Origin of the sequence: Asaia sp. VD9, assembly GCF_037150015.1 — a bacterium.
GTDB lineage: Bacteria > Pseudomonadota > Alphaproteobacteria > Acetobacterales > Acetobacteraceae > Asaia.
In genome coordinates, this window is the sequence record NZ_JBBCQM010000002.1 from 229219 (window position 1) to 245161 (window position 15943).

General features: G+C 60.8%; 24 protein-coding genes. All 24 read left to right on the forward strand.

Going from position 1 to position 15943, the window contains the following annotated elements; all coding sequences use genetic code 11:
* The first annotated feature begins 8 nt into the window (after positions 1 to 8).
* Positions 9 to 4259 (forward strand): DNA-directed RNA polymerase subunit beta', encoded by a 4251-nt coding sequence (gene rpoC / locus WFJ47_RS03415; RefSeq protein WP_127100454.1) that lies wholly within the window; start codon positions 9 to 11, stop codon positions 4257 to 4259.
* A gap of 390 nt (positions 4260 to 4649) precedes the next feature.
* A complete protein-coding gene (gene rpsL / locus WFJ47_RS03420; RefSeq protein ID WP_023979007.1) occupies positions 4650 to 5021 on the forward strand; it encodes a 30S ribosomal protein S12 in 372 nt (123 codons plus the stop codon).
* Positions 5022 to 5035: 14 nt separating this feature from the next.
* The gene (gene rpsG, locus WFJ47_RS03425; RefSeq protein ID WP_023979006.1) at positions 5036 to 5512 is read left to right on the forward strand and encodes a 30S ribosomal protein S7; all 477 of its coding nucleotides are present in this window, start codon (positions 5036 to 5038) and stop codon (positions 5510 to 5512) included.
* 105 nt (positions 5513 to 5617) lie between these two features.
* Complete coding sequence (gene tuf / locus WFJ47_RS03430; protein ID WP_023979005.1) at positions 5618 to 6808, forward strand: elongation factor Tu; 1191 nt, start codon at positions 5618 to 5620, stop codon at positions 6806 to 6808.
* 123 nt (positions 6809 to 6931) lie between these two features.
* Positions 6932 to 7240, forward strand: coding sequence for a 30S ribosomal protein S10 (gene rpsJ, locus WFJ47_RS03435; RefSeq protein WP_007282720.1), 309 nt, complete (start codon positions 6932 to 6934; stop codon positions 7238 to 7240).
* A 10-nt stretch (positions 7241 to 7250) separates the two neighbouring features.
* Positions 7251 to 7934 carry a 50S ribosomal protein L3 gene (gene rplC, locus WFJ47_RS03440; protein WP_023979004.1) on the forward strand — a complete coding sequence of 228 codons (684 nt, stop codon included), beginning with the start codon at positions 7251 to 7253 and terminating at the stop codon, positions 7932 to 7934.
* Positions 7935 to 7946: 12 nt separating this feature from the next.
* On the forward strand, positions 7947 to 8561 hold the full coding sequence (rplD, locus tag WFJ47_RS03445; RefSeq protein ID WP_127100452.1) for a 50S ribosomal protein L4: 615 nt from the start codon (positions 7947 to 7949) through the stop codon (positions 8559 to 8561).
* Between the two features lie 41 nt (positions 8562 to 8602).
* On the forward strand, positions 8603 to 8899 hold the full coding sequence (locus WFJ47_RS03450) for a 50S ribosomal protein L23 (RefSeq protein ID WP_171840724.1): 297 nt from the start codon (positions 8603 to 8605) through the stop codon (positions 8897 to 8899).
* 16 nt (positions 8900 to 8915) lie between these two features.
* Positions 8916 to 9746 carry a 50S ribosomal protein L2 gene (gene rplB / locus WFJ47_RS03455; protein WP_127100450.1) on the forward strand — a complete coding sequence of 277 codons (831 nt, stop codon included), beginning with the start codon at positions 8916 to 8918 and terminating at the stop codon, positions 9744 to 9746.
* Between the two features lie 17 nt (positions 9747 to 9763).
* Positions 9764 to 10042 carry a 30S ribosomal protein S19 gene (rpsS, locus tag WFJ47_RS03460; protein ID WP_023979000.1) on the forward strand — a complete coding sequence of 93 codons (279 nt, stop codon included), beginning with the start codon at positions 9764 to 9766 and terminating at the stop codon, positions 10040 to 10042.
* Positions 10043 to 10044: 2 nt separating this feature from the next.
* Entirely contained in the window at positions 10045 to 10476 is a 432-nt protein-coding gene (gene rplV / locus WFJ47_RS03465; protein WP_023978999.1) for a 50S ribosomal protein L22, read from the forward strand.
* A gap of 1 nt (position 10477) precedes the next feature.
* On the forward strand, positions 10478 to 11155 hold the full coding sequence (gene rpsC / locus WFJ47_RS03470) for a 30S ribosomal protein S3 (RefSeq protein ID WP_023978998.1): 678 nt from the start codon (positions 10478 to 10480) through the stop codon (positions 11153 to 11155).
* Between the two features lie 47 nt (positions 11156 to 11202).
* Positions 11203 to 11619 (forward strand): 50S ribosomal protein L16, encoded by a 417-nt coding sequence (rplP, locus tag WFJ47_RS03475; protein WP_023978997.1) that lies wholly within the window; start codon positions 11203 to 11205, stop codon positions 11617 to 11619.
* A 2-nt stretch (positions 11620 to 11621) separates the two neighbouring features.
* Positions 11622 to 11855 carry a 50S ribosomal protein L29 gene (gene rpmC / locus WFJ47_RS03480; RefSeq protein ID WP_023978996.1) on the forward strand — a complete coding sequence of 78 codons (234 nt, stop codon included), beginning with the start codon at positions 11622 to 11624 and terminating at the stop codon, positions 11853 to 11855.
* Positions 11856 to 11868: 13 nt separating this feature from the next.
* Entirely contained in the window at positions 11869 to 12150 is a 282-nt protein-coding gene (rpsQ, locus tag WFJ47_RS03485; protein WP_023978995.1) for a 30S ribosomal protein S17, read from the forward strand.
* 14 nt (positions 12151 to 12164) lie between these two features.
* The gene (rplN, locus tag WFJ47_RS03490) at positions 12165 to 12533 is read left to right on the forward strand and encodes a 50S ribosomal protein L14 (protein ID WP_023978994.1); all 369 of its coding nucleotides are present in this window, start codon (positions 12165 to 12167) and stop codon (positions 12531 to 12533) included.
* A complete protein-coding gene (gene rplX, locus WFJ47_RS03495; RefSeq protein WP_025840917.1) occupies positions 12533 to 12853 on the forward strand; it encodes a 50S ribosomal protein L24 in 321 nt (106 codons plus the stop codon). The genes rplN and rplX overlap by 1 nt, the downstream gene beginning before the upstream one ends.
* A 10-nt stretch (positions 12854 to 12863) precedes the next feature.
* A complete protein-coding gene (gene rplE, locus WFJ47_RS03500) occupies positions 12864 to 13430 on the forward strand; it encodes a 50S ribosomal protein L5 (protein WP_023978992.1) in 567 nt (188 codons plus the stop codon).
* A 115-nt stretch (positions 13431 to 13545) separates the two neighbouring features.
* Positions 13546 to 13851 (forward strand): 30S ribosomal protein S14, encoded by a 306-nt coding sequence (rpsN, locus tag WFJ47_RS03505; protein WP_023978991.1) that lies wholly within the window; start codon positions 13546 to 13548, stop codon positions 13849 to 13851.
* A gap of 11 nt (positions 13852 to 13862) precedes the next feature.
* The gene (gene rpsH / locus WFJ47_RS03510) at positions 13863 to 14261 is read left to right on the forward strand and encodes a 30S ribosomal protein S8 (protein ID WP_023978990.1); all 399 of its coding nucleotides are present in this window, start codon (positions 13863 to 13865) and stop codon (positions 14259 to 14261) included.
* 10 nt (positions 14262 to 14271) lie between these two features.
* On the forward strand, positions 14272 to 14808 hold the full coding sequence (gene rplF, locus WFJ47_RS03515; protein ID WP_023978989.1) for a 50S ribosomal protein L6: 537 nt from the start codon (positions 14272 to 14274) through the stop codon (positions 14806 to 14808).
* Positions 14808 to 15170, forward strand: a complete 363-nt coding sequence (gene rplR, locus WFJ47_RS03520) for a 50S ribosomal protein L18 (protein ID WP_127100448.1) — start codon at positions 14808 to 14810, stop codon at positions 15168 to 15170. Before rplF ends, rplR begins: the two co-directional genes overlap by 1 nt.
* A 13-nt stretch (positions 15171 to 15183) precedes the next feature.
* The gene (rpsE, locus tag WFJ47_RS03525; protein ID WP_127100446.1) at positions 15184 to 15765 is read left to right on the forward strand and encodes a 30S ribosomal protein S5; all 582 of its coding nucleotides are present in this window, start codon (positions 15184 to 15186) and stop codon (positions 15763 to 15765) included.
* Entirely contained in the window at positions 15758 to 15943 is a 186-nt protein-coding gene (rpmD, locus tag WFJ47_RS03530) for a 50S ribosomal protein L30 (protein WP_023978986.1), read from the forward strand. The genes rpsE and rpmD overlap by 8 nt, the downstream gene beginning before the upstream one ends.

Here is a 15943-nt window from a genome sequence, read left to right on the forward strand (position 1 = left end):
TTCGGCGCATGAACGAACTCATGAAGATCCTTGGTCAGACGGGCCAGACCCAGTCTTTTGACCAGATCAAAATCCAGCTCGCTTCATCCGAGCAGATCCGCTCCTGGTCTTACGGCGAGATCAAGAAGCCCGAGACCATCAACTACCGTACGTTCAAGCCCGAGCGTGACGGCCTGTTCTGTGCGCGTATCTTCGGCCCGATCAAGGACTATGAGTGCCTGTGCGGCAAGTACAAGCGCATGAAGTTCCGCGGCATCGTGTGCGAGAAATGCGGCGTGGAAGTCACGCTTGCCAAGGTTCGCCGCGAGCGTATGGGCCATATTGAGCTGGCTTCGCCGGTTGCGCATATCTGGTTCCTGAAGTCGCTGCCGAGCCGCATCGCGACGATGATCGATATCACGCTGAAGGACCTCGAAAAGGTCCTGTATTTCGAGAGCTATATCGTTCTCGAATCCGGCACGAGCCCGTTCAAGCGCTATTCGCTGCTGTCGGAAGATCAGTATTTCGACGCCATGGACGACTATGCCGACGAAGGCCTGGAAGTCGGTATCGGTGCCGAGGCGGTCAAGAAGATCCTGTGGAAGGCGCGTCTGCTCTCCACCGAGACCGATCGCCCGGGTCTGATCGACCGTGACGGCCGCGATCAGGACAAGTCTGACGGCGATCTGCTGCGTGAAGACCTGCGCGAAGCCACGTCGGAAGCCAAGCGCAAGAAGCTCGTCAAGCGCCTGAAGCTGTTTGAAGCCTTTGCCGAGAGCGGTTCGCGTCCGGAATGGATGATCCTCGACCTCGTTCCGGTCATTCCGCCCGAGCTGCGCCCGCTCGTGCCGCTGGATGGCGGTCGTTTCGCGACGTCCGATCTGAACGATCTCTATCGCCGCGTGATCAATCGTAACAATCGACTGAAGCGCCTGATCGAGCTGCGTGCGCCGGACATCATTGTCCGCAACGAAAAGCGCATGCTGCAGGAAGCTGTTGACGCGCTGTTCGATAACGGCCGTCGTGGTCGCGCCATCACGGGTGCCAACAAGCGTCCGCTGAAGTCGCTCTCCGACATGCTGAAAGGCAAGCAGGGCCGCTTCCGTCAGAACCTTCTCGGCAAGCGCGTCGACTATTCGGGCCGTTCGGTCATCGTGGTCGGACCCGAGCTGAAGCTGCATCAGTGCGGCCTGCCGAAGAAGATGGCGCTCGAGTTGTTCAAGCCGTTCATCTACAGCAAGCTCGAGAAATACGGTCACGCCACCACCATCAAGGCTGCAAAGCGCATGGTGGAGAAGGAGCGTCCGGAAGTCTGGGATATCCTCGAAGAGGTCATCCGCGAGCATCCCGTGATGCTGAACCGCGCGCCGACCCTTCACCGTCTCGGCATCCAGGCCTTCGAGCCCGTGCTGATCGAAGGCAAGGCGATCCAGCTGCATCCGCTGGTCTGCACCGCGTTCAACGCCGACTTCGACGGCGACCAGATGGCCGTTCACGTGCCGCTGTCGCTTGAAGCCCAGCTTGAAGCCCGCGTGCTGATGATGTCGACCAATAACATCCTCAGCCCCGCGAACGGCAAGCCGATCATCGTGCCGTCGCAGGACATCGTGCTTGGTCTGTACTATCTGAGCCTCGAGGTTCCCGAGTATCACACGACGCCAGATCAGGCCGAGTATGATGCGGAAGGGCGTCTGGTTAAGGCTGGTCCGTCTGCCTATGCGTCAGTGGCCGAGATCGAACTCGCCATGAACGAGGGCACGCTCAAGCTGCACGACAAGATCCGTCTCCGCATGGATACGCTGGATGCCGACGGCAAGCCCGTTCGTCAGACCATGCTCACCACGCCGGGTCGTGCTCTGATCGCGCAGATCCTGCCGCGCAACGCCGCGATCCCGTTCTCGCTGGTCAACAAGCAGCTGACCAAGAAGAATGTGTCGGACGTGATCGACGCCGTGTACCGTCACTGTGGTCAGAAGGAAGCGGTCATTTTCTGTGACCGTCTCATGGGCCTCGGTTTCCGCCACGCCGCACGCGCCGGTATCTCCTTCGGCAAGGATGACATGATCATCCCGGTCGAGAAGCAGGAACTGGTCGAGCGCACTCAGGCCGAGATCAAGGAATTCGAGCAGCAGTATCAGGACGGTCTGATCACGGCTGGCGAGCGTTATAACAAGGTGGTCGATGCCTGGTCGCGTTGCACGGACGAAGTCCAGGCGGCGATGATGAAGGAGATTTCGCGCCAGGTCATCGGCAAGCCGACGAACTCGGTCTGGATGATGAGCCATTCCGGTGCGCGTGGGTCGCCAGCCCAGATGAAGCAGCTTGCCGGTATGCGTGGCCTTATGGCCAAGCCGTCGGGCGAGATCATCGAGCAGCCGATCATCGCGAACTTCAAGGAAGGCCTTTCGGTTCTCGATTACTTCACCTCCACCCACGGTGCCCGTAAGGGTCTCGCGGATACGGCGCTGAAGACGGCGAACTCGGGTTACCTCACGCGTCGCCTCGTCGACGTGGCGCAGGACTGCATCATCGTCGAGAATGATTGCGGCACCGAGCGTGGTCTGACGATCCGTGCAGTCATGGATAGTGGTGAGGTCATCTCTTCGCTTTCCGAGCGTATCCTGGGTCGTACCCTGACGGCTGACGTGACCGACCCGGTAAGCGGTGCGGTTCTCTTCCCGCGCAACACGCTGATCGAGGAAGCCGAGGCAGAGATCATCGAGAAGGCAGGCGTCGAAAGCGTGCTGATTCGTTCGGTGCTGACCTGTGACAGCCGCGTCGGTGTGTGCGGTCATTGCTATGGCCGCGACCTTGCACGCGGTACGCCAGTCAATATCGGTGAGGCCGTAGGCGTTATCGCTGCGCAGTCCATCGGTGAGCCTGGCACGCAGCTGACCATGCGTACCTTCCATATTGGTGGTGCGGCAACGCGCGGTGCAGAGCAGTCGATGGTCGAGGCGTCGCGCGACGGCAAGGTGACCATTCGCAACCGCAACGTGGTTCAGAACAGCCAGAACGTCACCATCGTGATGTCGCGTAACTGCGAAATCCTGCTGACGGACGAGAAGGGCGTGGAGCGCGCACGTTACCGCGTGCCTTACGGTGCCCGTCTGATGGTCAATGAGGGCCAGGAAGTCACGCGCGGCCTGAAGATGGCCGAGTGGGACCCCTACACCCTGCCGATCATCACGGAGCAGGCCGGTACGGTCGAGTATCTCGACCTGATCGACTCCATCACGCTCGTCGAGCGCATGGACGAAGTGACGGGCCTGACCTCGAAGGTGGTCGTTGACTACAAGCAGGGCAGCAAGGGTGTGGATCTGCGTCCGCGCCTGCAGCTCAAGGATGCAGCGGGCAACGTGGTCCGACTCGCGAACGGTAATGAGGCGCGCTACTTCCTGTCGCCCGACTCACTGCTGTCGATCGAGAACGGCGCCACAGTCCATGCCGGTGACGTGCTGGCCCGTATCCCGCGTGAAGGTTCGAAGACCCGTGACATTACGGGTGGTCTGCCGCGCGTGGCCGAACTGTTCGAAGCCCGCCGTCCGAAGGATCACGCGATCATCGCGGAGACCGAAGGCCGGATCGAGATCGGCAAGGACTACAAGTCCAAGCGCTGCATCATCGTGAAGAACGACGAGACCGGGGAAGAGACCAACTACCTCATCCCGAAGGGCAAGCACGTCTCGGTGCAGGAAGGCGACTTCGTGCAGAAGGGCGATCCGCTGGTCGATGGTCCCCGCGTGCCGCATGACATTCTCAAGGTCATGGGTGTCGAGGCGCTGTCCGATTATCTCGTCAACGAGATCCAGGACGTCTATCGACTGCAGGGCGTGAAGATCAATGACAAGCATATCGAAGTCATTGTTCGTCAGATGCTGCAGAAGGTGGAAATCCTTGAGCCGGGCGATACGACCTATCTGATCGGCGAGACGGTGGACCGCATCGAGTTCGAGGTCGAGAACGAGAAGCGCGTCAAGATGGGTGAGGAGCCCGCACGCGGCATGCCCATCCTGCAGGGCATCACCAAGGCCTCGCTGCAGACGCAGTCCTTCATCTCTGCGGCCTCCTTCCAGGAGACCACACGTGTGCTGACCGAAGCGGCAACAGCCGGCAAGGTCGATACGCTGAATGGTCTGAAGGAGAACGTGATTGTCGGGCGTCTGATCCCGGCAGGCACAGGCAGCGTGATGAACAAGCTGCGTGCCATGGCGGCCTCCCAGGACCGCCAGCGCGTGAGCCGGGCCGCCCCCGAGGTGACCGACGACGCGGCCGAGTAGAACCCCGCGACCGCCACAGGGGGAAACCCCTGTGGCGTCTCGGAAAAACTAGTTTACGTTTGGGATCGGGCGGGGTAATACCCGCCCGATTTCGTATCCGGCGATTCGAGACGGGAATCGAACGAGAATCGGGCAGAACGCTAGAGTATGCTTGACTTTCAACCGAAACGGCCATAGGGTCCGCGCCCTCGGCTACCCCCGTCTCCTAAGGCGTCTGAGCCGTTGATAGACAGCATCAAACGCTAACGGTGCCGCCGCCCTCGGGTGAGGCTCAGGCCGGTAGTGAAAGAGTCAAAAGCGGGCGGCATTCTGCCGCGCGCTGAATTTTGTTGGAAGCAAGCAGATCGGGCGTCGCTCGATCTAGCAGTGAGCAAGGATCGGGAAGGGCGTATGCCGACCATCAACCAGTTGATCGCCAAGGGCCGCGAGCCTGCCGCCAAGCGGAATAAAGTGCCGGCCCTCCAGGGTTGCCCCCAGAAGCGCGGCGTTTGCACGCGCGTCTATACGGTTACCCCGAAAAAGCCGAACTCGGCCCTGCGTAAGGTGGCAAAGGTGCGCCTGACCAACGGGTATGAGGTCGTTAGCTACATTCCGGGTGAAGGCCATAACCTGCAGGAACACAGCGTCGTGCTGATCCGCGGCGGCCGTGTAAAAGATTTGCCGGGTGTGCGTTATCACATCCTGCGCGGCGTGCTTGACACGCAGGGCATCGCCAAGCGTCGTCAGCGCCGTTCGCTGTATGGCGCGAAGCGTCCGAAGTAAGAGGAAATTCAGGCATGAGTCGCCGTCATCGCGCTGTAAAGCGTGAGATCCTTCCCGATCCGAAGTTCGGAGATGTCGTCATCACGCGTTTTATGAACGCTCTGATGTACGATGGTAAGAAGTCCACAGCCGAGGGCATCGTTTACGGTGCGCTTGAGTCCGTGCGTCGTCGTGGCGGTGCCACGGCTGATCCGGTCGCCATGTTCCATGCGGCTCTGGACAACGTGAAGCCGGCCGTAGAGGTTCGCTCCCGCCGCGTCGGCGGTGCGACCTATCAGGTCCCCGTCGAAGTCCGTGCCGAGCGCCGTCAGGCCCTCGCCATCCGCTGGCTGATCGACGCCTCGCGCAAGCGCGGTGAAAACACGATGCAGGAACGCCTTTCCAACGAGCTGATGGACGCGATCAACAATCGCGGCTCCGCCGTGAAGAAGCGCGAAGACACGCATCGTATGGCTGAAGCAAATAAAGCATTCAGCCACTATCGTTGGTAAGCTGAACAGGCTAACCGATTTCCCCGGGTGCCTCCTTCGGAGGTGCCTGGTACGAATTAGCAATCTTCCCCGCCGCACCTTCGGCGGTGGGTTATGGAGAGAATGATGGCTAAGGCTAAATTTGAGCGGACGAAGCCGCACTGCAACATCGGCACCATCGGTCACGTCGACCATGGCAAGACCTCACTGACGGCTGCAATCACGAAGACGCTCGCCAAGTCCGGCGGCGCGACCTTCCGTGCGTATGACCAGATCGACGCTGCTCCTGAAGAGCGCGCTCGCGGCATCACGATCTCCACCGCTCACGTTGAGTACGAGACCAAGAACCGTCACTACGCCCACGTCGACTGCCCGGGCCATGCTGACTACGTCAAGAACATGATCACGGGTGCCGCCCAGATGGACGGCGCGATCCTGGTTGTGTCCGCTGCTGACGGCCCGATGCCCCAGACGCGTGAGCACATCCTGCTCGCTCGCCAGGTTGGCGTTCCGGCGCTGGTCGTGTTCCTGAACAAGGTTGACCAGGTTGACGACGCCGAGCTCCTCGAGCTCGTCGAAATGGAAGTCCGTGAGCTTCTCTCGTCCTACCAGTTCCCCGGCGACGATATCCCCATCGTCAAGGGTTCGGCTCTGGTGACGCTTGAAGACGGCGATGCAGCAATCGGTGAAGACCGCGTGCTCGAGCTGATGGAAGCGGTTGACACCTACATCCCGCAGCCGGAGCGTCCGGTTGACCGTCCGTTCCTGATGCCGATCGAAGACGTGTTCTCGATCTCGGGTCGTGGTACGGTTGTCACGGGTCGCGTCGAGCGTGGCGTTGTGAACGTGGGTGACGAAGTCGAGATCGTCGGCCTCAAGGACACCGTCAAGACGACCGTTACGGGCGTCGAGATGTTCCGCAAGCTGCTCGATCGCGGTGAAGCCGGTGACAACATCGGTGCGCTGGTTCGTGGCACGAAGCGTGAAGACGTTGAGCGCGGTCAGGTTCTTGCAAAGCCGGGTTCGATCACCCCGCACAAGAAGTTCAAGGCTGAGGCTTACATCCTCACGAAGGAAGAAGGCGGACGTCACACTCCGTTCTTTACAAACTACCGTCCGCAGTTCTATTTCCGCACGACCGACGTCACGGGCGTCGTTCAGCTGCCGGAAGGCACGGAAATGGTCATGCCGGGCGATAACGTTGCCATGGACGTCGAGCTGATTGCTCCGATCGCCATGGACGAAGGTCTCCGCTTCGCTATCCGTGAAGGCGGCCGCACCGTCGGTGCAGGCGTGGTCTCCTCGATCAGCGCCTGATTGTAAGCACGGGCCCTGATTTGGTTGGCCCCGGTCGGAGTAATCCGGCCGGGGTCGGCTTTAGAAGGGACCAGGAGGGAGCAGGGTAAGACCCGAACCCCAACGAGTTGGATTATTGGTAAGATGGACAACCAGAACATCCGCATTCGCCTAAAGGCGTACGATCACCGCGTGCTCGACAACAGCACGAAGGAAATCGTAAACACGGCGAAGCGTACGGGTGCGCGGGTTCGGGGTCCTATCCCGCTACCGACGCATATCGAGCGGTTCACTGTGAACCGTTCCCCACATGTGGACAAGAAAAGCCGCGAGCAGTTCGAAATTCGGACTCATCGCCGCCTGCTCGACATTGTTGAGCCGACACCGCAGACCGTGGACGCCCTCATGAAGCTCGACCTCGCCGCTGGCGTTGACGTCGAGATCAAACTTTAAGGTCCAGACGATGCGTACCGGATTGATCGCAAAGAAGCTGGGAATGACCCGGCTATTCAAGGAAGATGGCACACATGTGCCGGTCACAGTGCTGCATCTCGACGAGGTCGAGGTTGTGGACGCCCGCACGCAGGAGCGTGATGGCTACACCGCAGTGCAGATCGGCATGAGCAAGGCAAAGGTGAAGAACGTCACCAAGCCGATGCGTGGCCATTATGCTCGCACCAAGGTGGAGCCGAAGAAGACTCTTGTCGAGTTTCGCGTGGCAGAAGATGCCGTGCTTGAGGCTGGCACGAAGCTCTCTGCGGCCCATTTCGTCGTTGGCCAGAAGGTCGACGTCACCGGCACCAGCAAGGGCAAAGGCTTCGCCGGCGTCATGAAGCGCTGGAACTTCGCTGGTCTTGAAGCCTCCCACGGCGTGTCCATCAGCCATCGTTCGCATGGTTCGACAGGTCAGCGCCAGGACCCGGGCAAGGTCTTCAAGGGCAAGAAAATGGCCGGTCATATGGGTGACGAGCGCATCACGACGCTTAATCTCGAAGTGGCAGCCGTTGACGCCGAACGCAACCTGATCATGGTTCGTGGTTCGATTCCGGGTGCCAAGAATGGCCTGGTGATGATCCGCGATGCGATCAAGAAGGCCCGCCATGCAGATGCGCCGTACCCGGCAGCGACTGCGGCGGCCGCCGGTTAAGGACTGAGGGCGATGGAATACGATATCAAAACCCTCGATAATGGCAGCGCCGGAACGGTGACCCTGCCAGAGGAACTGTTCGGCGCTACCCCGCGCACGGACATCATGGCACGCGTTGTTCACTGGCAGCTGGCCAAGCGCCGCGCTGGTACGCACCGCACCAAGGGCATGGGCGAGATTTCTGGCACGACCAAGAAGCCGTACCGCCAGAAGGGCACAGGCTCGGCACGTCAGGGCTCGCTGCGCGCACCGCAGTTCCGCACTGGTGGCGTCGTTCATGGTCCGGTCGTTCGCGACCATGGCTATGACCTGCCCAAGAAGGTGCGTCGCCTCGGCCTGATCTCTGCGCTGTCGCAGAAGGCCGCAGCGGGCAAGCTGATCGTCATCGATCAGGCCGCTGGTGTGACCAAGACCCGTGAAGCTGCTGCAAAGCTGGCTGCGCTGGGTTGGTCCTCCGCCCTGATCGTCGACGGCGCCGTTGATGTGGCTTTCGGTCGCGCTGTGCGCAACCTGCCCAAGATCGACGTGCTGCCCACGATCGGCGCCAACGTCTATGACATTCTGAACCACGATGTTCTCGTGCTGACGCGCGCAGGGCTCGAGGGTCTCAAGGAGCGCCTGGCATGACCACGGGCATCGTTCTTGCGCGCCGCACGAAGGCGCAGCGCATGACGCGTGAAGCGATGTTTGACATCGTTCGCGCGCCGCTCATCACCGAGAAGGCGACGGCCCTCTCCGAGCGTAACCAGGTTGTTTTCCGCGTGGCGATGACCGCCGCGAAGCCGGAAATCAAGGTTGCGGTCGAGACGCTTTTCGGCGTCAAGGTCGTCTCCGTGAACACGCTGGTGCAGAAGGGCAAGACCAAGATGGTCAAGGGCCGTCCTGGTCGCCGTTCGGACATCAAGAAGGCGTATGTTCAGCTTGCGGAAGGTCAGTCCATTGACCTCACCGCGAAGCTGGGCTGACGCGGGATAGGATACCATGGCACTCAAGCACTTTAATCCCACGACGCCGAGCACACGTGGCACGGTTCTGATCGATCGCAGCGAGCTTTACAAGGGCAAGCCGGTCAAGCAGCTGACCGAAGGCAAGAACAAGACGGGCGGCCGTAACAATCACGGTCGTACCACGTCGCGTTTCCGTGGCGGCGGGCACAAGCAGTCCTACCGCTATGTTGACTTCAAGCGTCGCAAGTTCGACGTTGCCGGTACGGTCGAGCGTCTGGAATATGACCCGAACCGCACCGCCTTCATCGCGCTGATCAAGTACGAAGACGGCGAGCTGGCGTATATCCTGGCACCGCAGCGCGTTAAGGTTGGCGATCAGGTAATCGCTGGCGAACGCACTGACGTGAAGCCGGGCAACGCCATGCCGCTGGGTTCGATGCCTGTCGGTACGATCGTGCACAACATCGAGCTGAAGCCCGGTGCTGGTGGCAAGATCGCCCGTTCGGCTGGCACGTATTGCCAGCTGGTCGGCAAGGATGCCGGTTACGCCCAGATCAAGCTGCAGTCCGGTGAGCTCCGTCTCGTCCGTGGCGAATGCATGGCCACTGTTGGCGCGGTGTCGAACCCCGACAACATGAACCAGCATCTCGGCAAGGCCGGGCGCAACCGTTGGCTCGGTCGTCGTCCGCATAACCGCGGCGTCGTCATGAACCCGGTCGACCATCCGCATGGTGGTGGTGAAGGCCGTACCTCTGGTGGCCGTCATCCGGTCACGCCGTGGGGCAAGCCGACCAAGGGCTACAAGACTCGTGTTAACAAGAAGACGGACAGCCTGATCATCCGTCGCCGCAAGACCGGCAAGTAAGAAGGGGGCAAACAGAGATGGCACGTTCCGTCTGGAAGGGCCCGTTCGTTGACGGGTACTTGTTCGGCAAGGCTGAAGCGTCGCGCGCTTCGGGTCGTAATGAGGTGATCAAGATCTGGTCGCGTCGTTCCACCATCCTGCCGCAGTTCGTCGGACTCACGTTCGGCGTTTATAATGGCCACAAGTTCCTGCCGGTGCAGGTGACGGAAAACATGGTCGGGCACAAGTTCGGTGAGTTCTCGCCGACACGCACGTTCCCCGGTCATGCTTCCGACAAGAAGTCGAAGCGGGGCTGATCATGAGCAAGCCGAAGCACATTCGCACACTCGCTGATACGGAAGCGCAGGCTGTTGCCCGCAACATCCGCGTTAGCCCGCGCAAGCTGAACCTGGTTGCGGCGATGATCCGCAACCAGCCGGCAGACAAGGCAATCGCAGCGCTGACGTTCTCGCGTCGCCGTATTGCTCAGCAGGTTCGTAAGACCCTGGAGAGCGCTGTGGCCAATGCAGAGAACAATCATCAGCTCGATGTCGATCAGCTCGTGGTCAAGACCGCAGAAGTTGGCAAGTCGATCGTCATGAAGCGTTTTCACGCTCGTGGCCGTGGTCGTTCCTCGCGCATCGAGAAGTTCTTCAGCCATCTGAAGATCGTCGTTGCCGAGCGCGCTGCAGACGAAGCGCCTGCGCCGAAGGGCAAGGGCAAGGACGCAGCAGAGCAGAAGGCAGCCTGATATGGGACACAAAGTCAATCCGATCGGGCTCCGGCTCGGCGTAAACCGCACCTGGGATAGCCGCTGGTACGCTGGCAATGACTATTCCCGTCTGCTGCATGAAGACCTGATGCTGCGCGCCTATCTGCGTCGCAAGCTGTCGGGTGCAGGCGTCTCCCGCGTTGTGATCGAGCGTCCGGCCAAGAAGCCGCGCGTCACGATCTATGCAGCGCGCCCTGGCGTCGTCATCGGCAAGAAGGGTCAGGACATCGATGCTCTGCGCAAGGATCTGAGCCGCCTGGCAAAGACCGACGTTGCGCTGAACATCGTCGAGATCCGTAAGCCTGAAATCGACGCGACCCTGGTTGCCGAGAACATTGCGCAGCAGCTGGAGCGCCGCGTGGCCTTCCGTCGTGCGATGAAGCGTGCGGTTCAGTCTGCCATGCGTCTTGGCGCACAGGGTATCCGAATCAACTGCTCCGGCCGTCTCGGTGGTGCGGAAATCGCTCGTATCGAGTGGTATCGCGAAGGTCGCGTGCCACTTCACACGTTGCGCGCCGACATCGATTACGGTATCGCCACTGCCAAGACGACCTATGGTACGTGCGGTGTTAAAGTCTGGATCTTCAAGGGTGAAATCCTTGCCCATGATCCGATGGCTCAGGACCGTCGTGCAGCGGAACAAGCGCCGCAGCGCTGAGCAGTAGATTATGACAAGCGCCGCGAGGCGCATGAGGATACGACACCATGCTTTCCCCGAAGCGGACTAAGTTTCGCAAGGCCCACAAGGGCCGCATTCATGGGTTGGCCAAGGGCGGAACGACGTTGAATTTCGGCGCGTTCGGCCTTAAGGCTCTTGAACCCGAACGTATCACCGCACGCCAGATCGAGGCGTCGCGTCGCGCGATCACTCGTGCGATGAAGCGTGCCGGTCGCGTGTGGATCCGGATTTTCCCGGATCTGCCGGTTTCCACGAAGCCTGCCGAAGTCCGCATGGGCTCCGGCAAGGGCTCGCCCGAGTTCTGGGTGGCCCGCGTGAAGCCCGGTCGCGTGCTGTTTGAAATCGAAGGCGTGCCGCCTGAAGTGGCACGTGAGGCTCTGGCTCTTGGCGCAGCGAAGCTGCCGATCAAGACCAAGTTCATCACCCGTATCGGGGAGGCATAAGAATGGCTGACGCTTACAAGGTAGCCGATCTTCGCGCCAAGTCACCTGATGAACTGCAGGCCCTTCTTCTGGACCTGAAGCGTGAGCAGCTGAACCTCCGGTTCCAGGCTGCCACGGGCCAGTCCGAGGGAGTCGGACGCGTTCGCGTTCTCCGTCGTGCGATTGCTCGCATCAAGACGGTGGCGCATCAATCGAAGAACAAGGCGGGCGCAAAAACGTCCGCCGCAGAGTCCTGAGAGGAGACGGACGATGCCAAGGCGCGTCCTGACAGGGCGAGTGACGAGCGACAAGATGGACAAGACGGTTACCGTTCTTGTTGATCGTCGTATCATGCACCCGCTCTATAAGAAGTTCATTCGTCGTTCCAAGAAGTACGCGGCGCATGACGAGCTGAACGAGTGCAAGATCGGAGACACGGTGCGCATCGAAGAATGTGCACCGATTTCCAAGCGCAAGACCTGGACGGTGATTACCCGCAACGGTGCGGCCCTTGAGGCAGCAGCTGCGGCACCGGCTCAGGCGTCAGCGTAAGAGGGGACTGAGAAATGATCCATCCCGAGACCAATCTGGACGTCGCCGATAATTCCGGCGCACGTCAGGTGCAGTGCATCAAGGTGCTGGGCGGCTCCAAGCGGAAAACCGCCTCGGTCGGCGACGTGATCGTCGTGTCCGTCAAGGAAGCGATTCCCCGCGGCAAGGTGAAGAAGGGTGACGTGCATCAGGCCGTCATCGTTCGCACGTCCTACCCCGTTCGTCGTGCTGACGGCAGCGCTATCCGCTTCGACAAGAACGCGGCCGTGCTGATCAACAAGTCGATGGAACCGATCGGTACGCGTATCTTTGGCCCGGTGGTTCGTGAGCTGCGTGCGCGCAAGTTCATGAAGATCATCTCCCTGGCTCCGGAGGTGCTATAATGGCTGCTCGCATCAAGAAGGGTGACCAGGTTCTGGTCCTCTCCGGCTCTTCACGCGGCACGCGTGGCGAAGTCCTTGCCGTCCTGCCGAAGGTCGAAAAGGCCATCGTGCGCGGCGTGGCTGTGGCCAAGCGTCACCAGAAGCCGACCCGCATGAACCAGGAAGGCGGTATCATCGCCAAGGAAATGCCGGTTCATCTGTCCAACCTGAAGCTCGTCGATCCGAAGAGCGGCAAGCCGACTCGCGTCGGTTTCCGTCAGCTCGAGGATGGGCGCAAGGTCCGTGTCGCCAAGGTGACCGGCGAAGTGATCGAAGGCTAAGGGGGCGACAATGAGCGAGACCATTACCCGCATCCAGCCGCGCCTGCAGCAGCGTTACAACGACGTTCTCCGTGACAAGCTGCGCGAGCAGTTTGGCTACAAGAACGCCATGCAGGTTCCGAAGCTGGAAAAGATCGTGCTGAACATGGGCGTTGGCGAAGCCGCCGGCGACCAGAAGAAGCTCGATGCCGCCGTTGCCGAAATGGCAGCCATCTCCGGTCAGAAGCCCGTCAAGACGGTTGCCCGCAAGGCAATCGCCGGCTTCAAGATCCGTGAAGGCCTGCCGATCGGCTGTAAGGTGACCCTGCGCCGCGCACGTATGTACGAATTCCTCGATCGTCTCGTGACGATCGCGATGCCGCGCATCCGTGACTTCCGCGGTCTGCCCCCGAACAAGGGCTTTGACGGCCGTGGCAATTTCGCCATGGGCATCAAGGAGCAGATCGTGTTCCCGGAAATCGACTACGACAAGATCGACTCCGTACGCGGCATGGACATCATCTTCGTCACCACGGCGAAGAGCGATGAAGAGGCAAAAGCGCTGCTCAAGGCGTTCGATCTGCCCTTCACTGCCTGATTTATCGGGTTGAGCCGGGTTTTTTCCTTTCCAAAGGAAGCCCGGCTCCCTATATACACACGCTGTTTGGAAAACCGTTGGGATTGGCCCGACAGGTTCCGGGAGAAGATTTAGCATGGCAAAAATCTCCGCCGTGAACCGCAACGCCAAGCGCGCCTATATGGCGACGCGCGACAAGGCGAAGCGGACCGCGTTGAAAGATATCATCAAGGACCGGAGCCTTCCGGTAGAGGAGCGTTTCGACGCAACCCTGAAGCTGGCAGAAATGCCGCGCAACGGGTCGCGCGTTCGTTTCCGTCTGCGCTGCAAGGTTTCGGGACGTCCCCGCGCGAACTACCGCAAGTTCGAGCTGAGCCGTATCGCCCTGCGCGACCTGGCCTCCACCGGCCAGATCCCCGGTATGGTCAAGTCGAGCTGGTAAGGTAGAAGCGAATGTCCCTGTCCGATCCGTTGGGTGATATGCTCACCCGCATTCGCAATGCCCAGCGTGCCCGTCACGCGGCTTGCATCGCGCCGGCTTCCAAGCTGCGTGCGAACGTTCTGGAAGCGCTGCGTCGCGAAGGTTACATCCGTGGCTACACCACGGAAGAGCTGCGCGCTGGTGTCTCCCAGCTGCGCATCGAGCTGAAATATGCAGACGGCCAGCCCGTGATCAAGGAGATCCACCGCGTGTCCAAGCCGGGCCGTCGCGTGTATTCCAAGATCAAGGAACTGCCGCGCGTGTATGCCGGTCTCGGCGTGTCGATCCTGTCCACCCCGCGCGGTATCCTTTCGGATATCGAGGCTCGCGCCGCGAATGTCGGTGGCGAAGTCCTCTGCCGCGTCTTCTGAGGAGGATCACATGTCACGAGTAGGCAAGTATCCGGTTGTCATTCCTGCTGGCGTGGATGTGTCCATTGCTGACGGGTCCCTGACCGCCAAGGGCAAGCGCGGTTCGCTGAGCATGCCTCTGACCCGCTTCGTTCAGGCGAAGGTGGAAGACGGCAAGGTTTCGATCCTTCCGGTGGGTAACCGTTCGCGCGAGACCTGGACGATGTGGGGCACAACCCGCGCCATCGTCGCCAACCTGGTCAAGGGCGTGTCCGAGGGTTTCAGCAAGACGCTCGAAATCACCGGTACGGGTTTCCGCGCCAGCGTGCAGGGCTCGAATTTGGTGATGAATCTGGGTTATTCCCACGACGTCGTCTACCCGATCCCCGCCGACGTGAAGATCACCACGCCCCGTCCCACGGCCATCACGGTCGAAGGGAACGACAAGCAGCGTGTTGGTCAGGTTGCGCTCGATATCCGTAACTTCCGCAAGCCGGAACCCTATAAGGGCAAGGGCGTGCGTTACGAGACCGAAGTTCTCCGTCGTAAGGAAGGCAAGAAGAAATAATGGCTACGCAGCATGGATTGCAGGAACGGCGCCGTCAGCGGCTTCGCTTCCAGCTTCGCCGCAAGAGCGGTGGCCGGCCGCGTCTGTCGGTCTTCCGTTCTGGCAAGAACATCTACGCACAGGTGATCGACGACGCTCAGGGCGTCACGCTCGCCAGCGCTTCCACCCTCGAGAAGACCCTCCGCGAGGCGGGCAAGACGGGTGCGAATGTCGATGCGGCTTCGGTCGTTGGCAAGCTGGTTGCAGAGCGCGCTCTGGCCGCCGGCGTGACGGCGGTCGTGTTCGATCGCGGTGCGTATCTCTATCATGGTCGCGTCAAGGCGCTGGCCGAAGCTGCCCGCGAGGGCGGCCTTTCGTTCTAAGGAAGGATCACACATGGCACGTGAGCCAAGAGAAGGCGGCCGTGGTGGTCGCGAGCGGGAACGCGAAGGCGACGATCTGGTCGACAAGCTGGTAACGATCAACCGCGTGGCCAAGGTGGTCAAGGGCGGACGTCGCTTCGCTTTTGCTGCCCTGGTTGTCGTTGGTGACCAGAAGGGTCGCGTCGGGTATGGAGCGGGCAAGGCCCGTGAAGTGCCGGAAGCGATCCGCAAGGCCACCGAGCGCGCCAAGCGCACGATGATCCGCGTTCCGATGAAGGAAGGCCGCACACTGCATCACGACTCCTACGGGCATTTCGGTGCTGGTAAGGTTGTGGTTCGTGCAGCTGAAGCCGGTACCGGCATCATCGCAGGCGGCCCGATGCGCGCCGTCTTTGAATCGCTGGGCGTGAATGACGTTGTTGCGAAGTCCCTCGGGACCCGTAACCCGCATAACATGGTCAAGGCGACCTTTGCCGCTCTCGAGCGTTGCAGCAGCCCCCGCGCTGTCGCGAGCCGCCGTGGCAAGAAGGCCTCTGAGCTGTTTGCGAAGCGTGATGCAGCGTCTGACGAGGCAGTGGAGGCGACCAATGGCTGAGAACAAGACTGTTCGCGTCAAGCAGATCGCCTCGGCTATCGGGCGCAAGCCAGGCCAGGCTGAGACCCTCGTGGGTCTGGGCCTGCGCGGCATCGGCAGTGTTCGTGAGCTGGAGGATACTCCTTCGGTTCGCGGCATGATCCGCAAGGTTGCCCACCTTATCCAGGTGGAGGGTTGA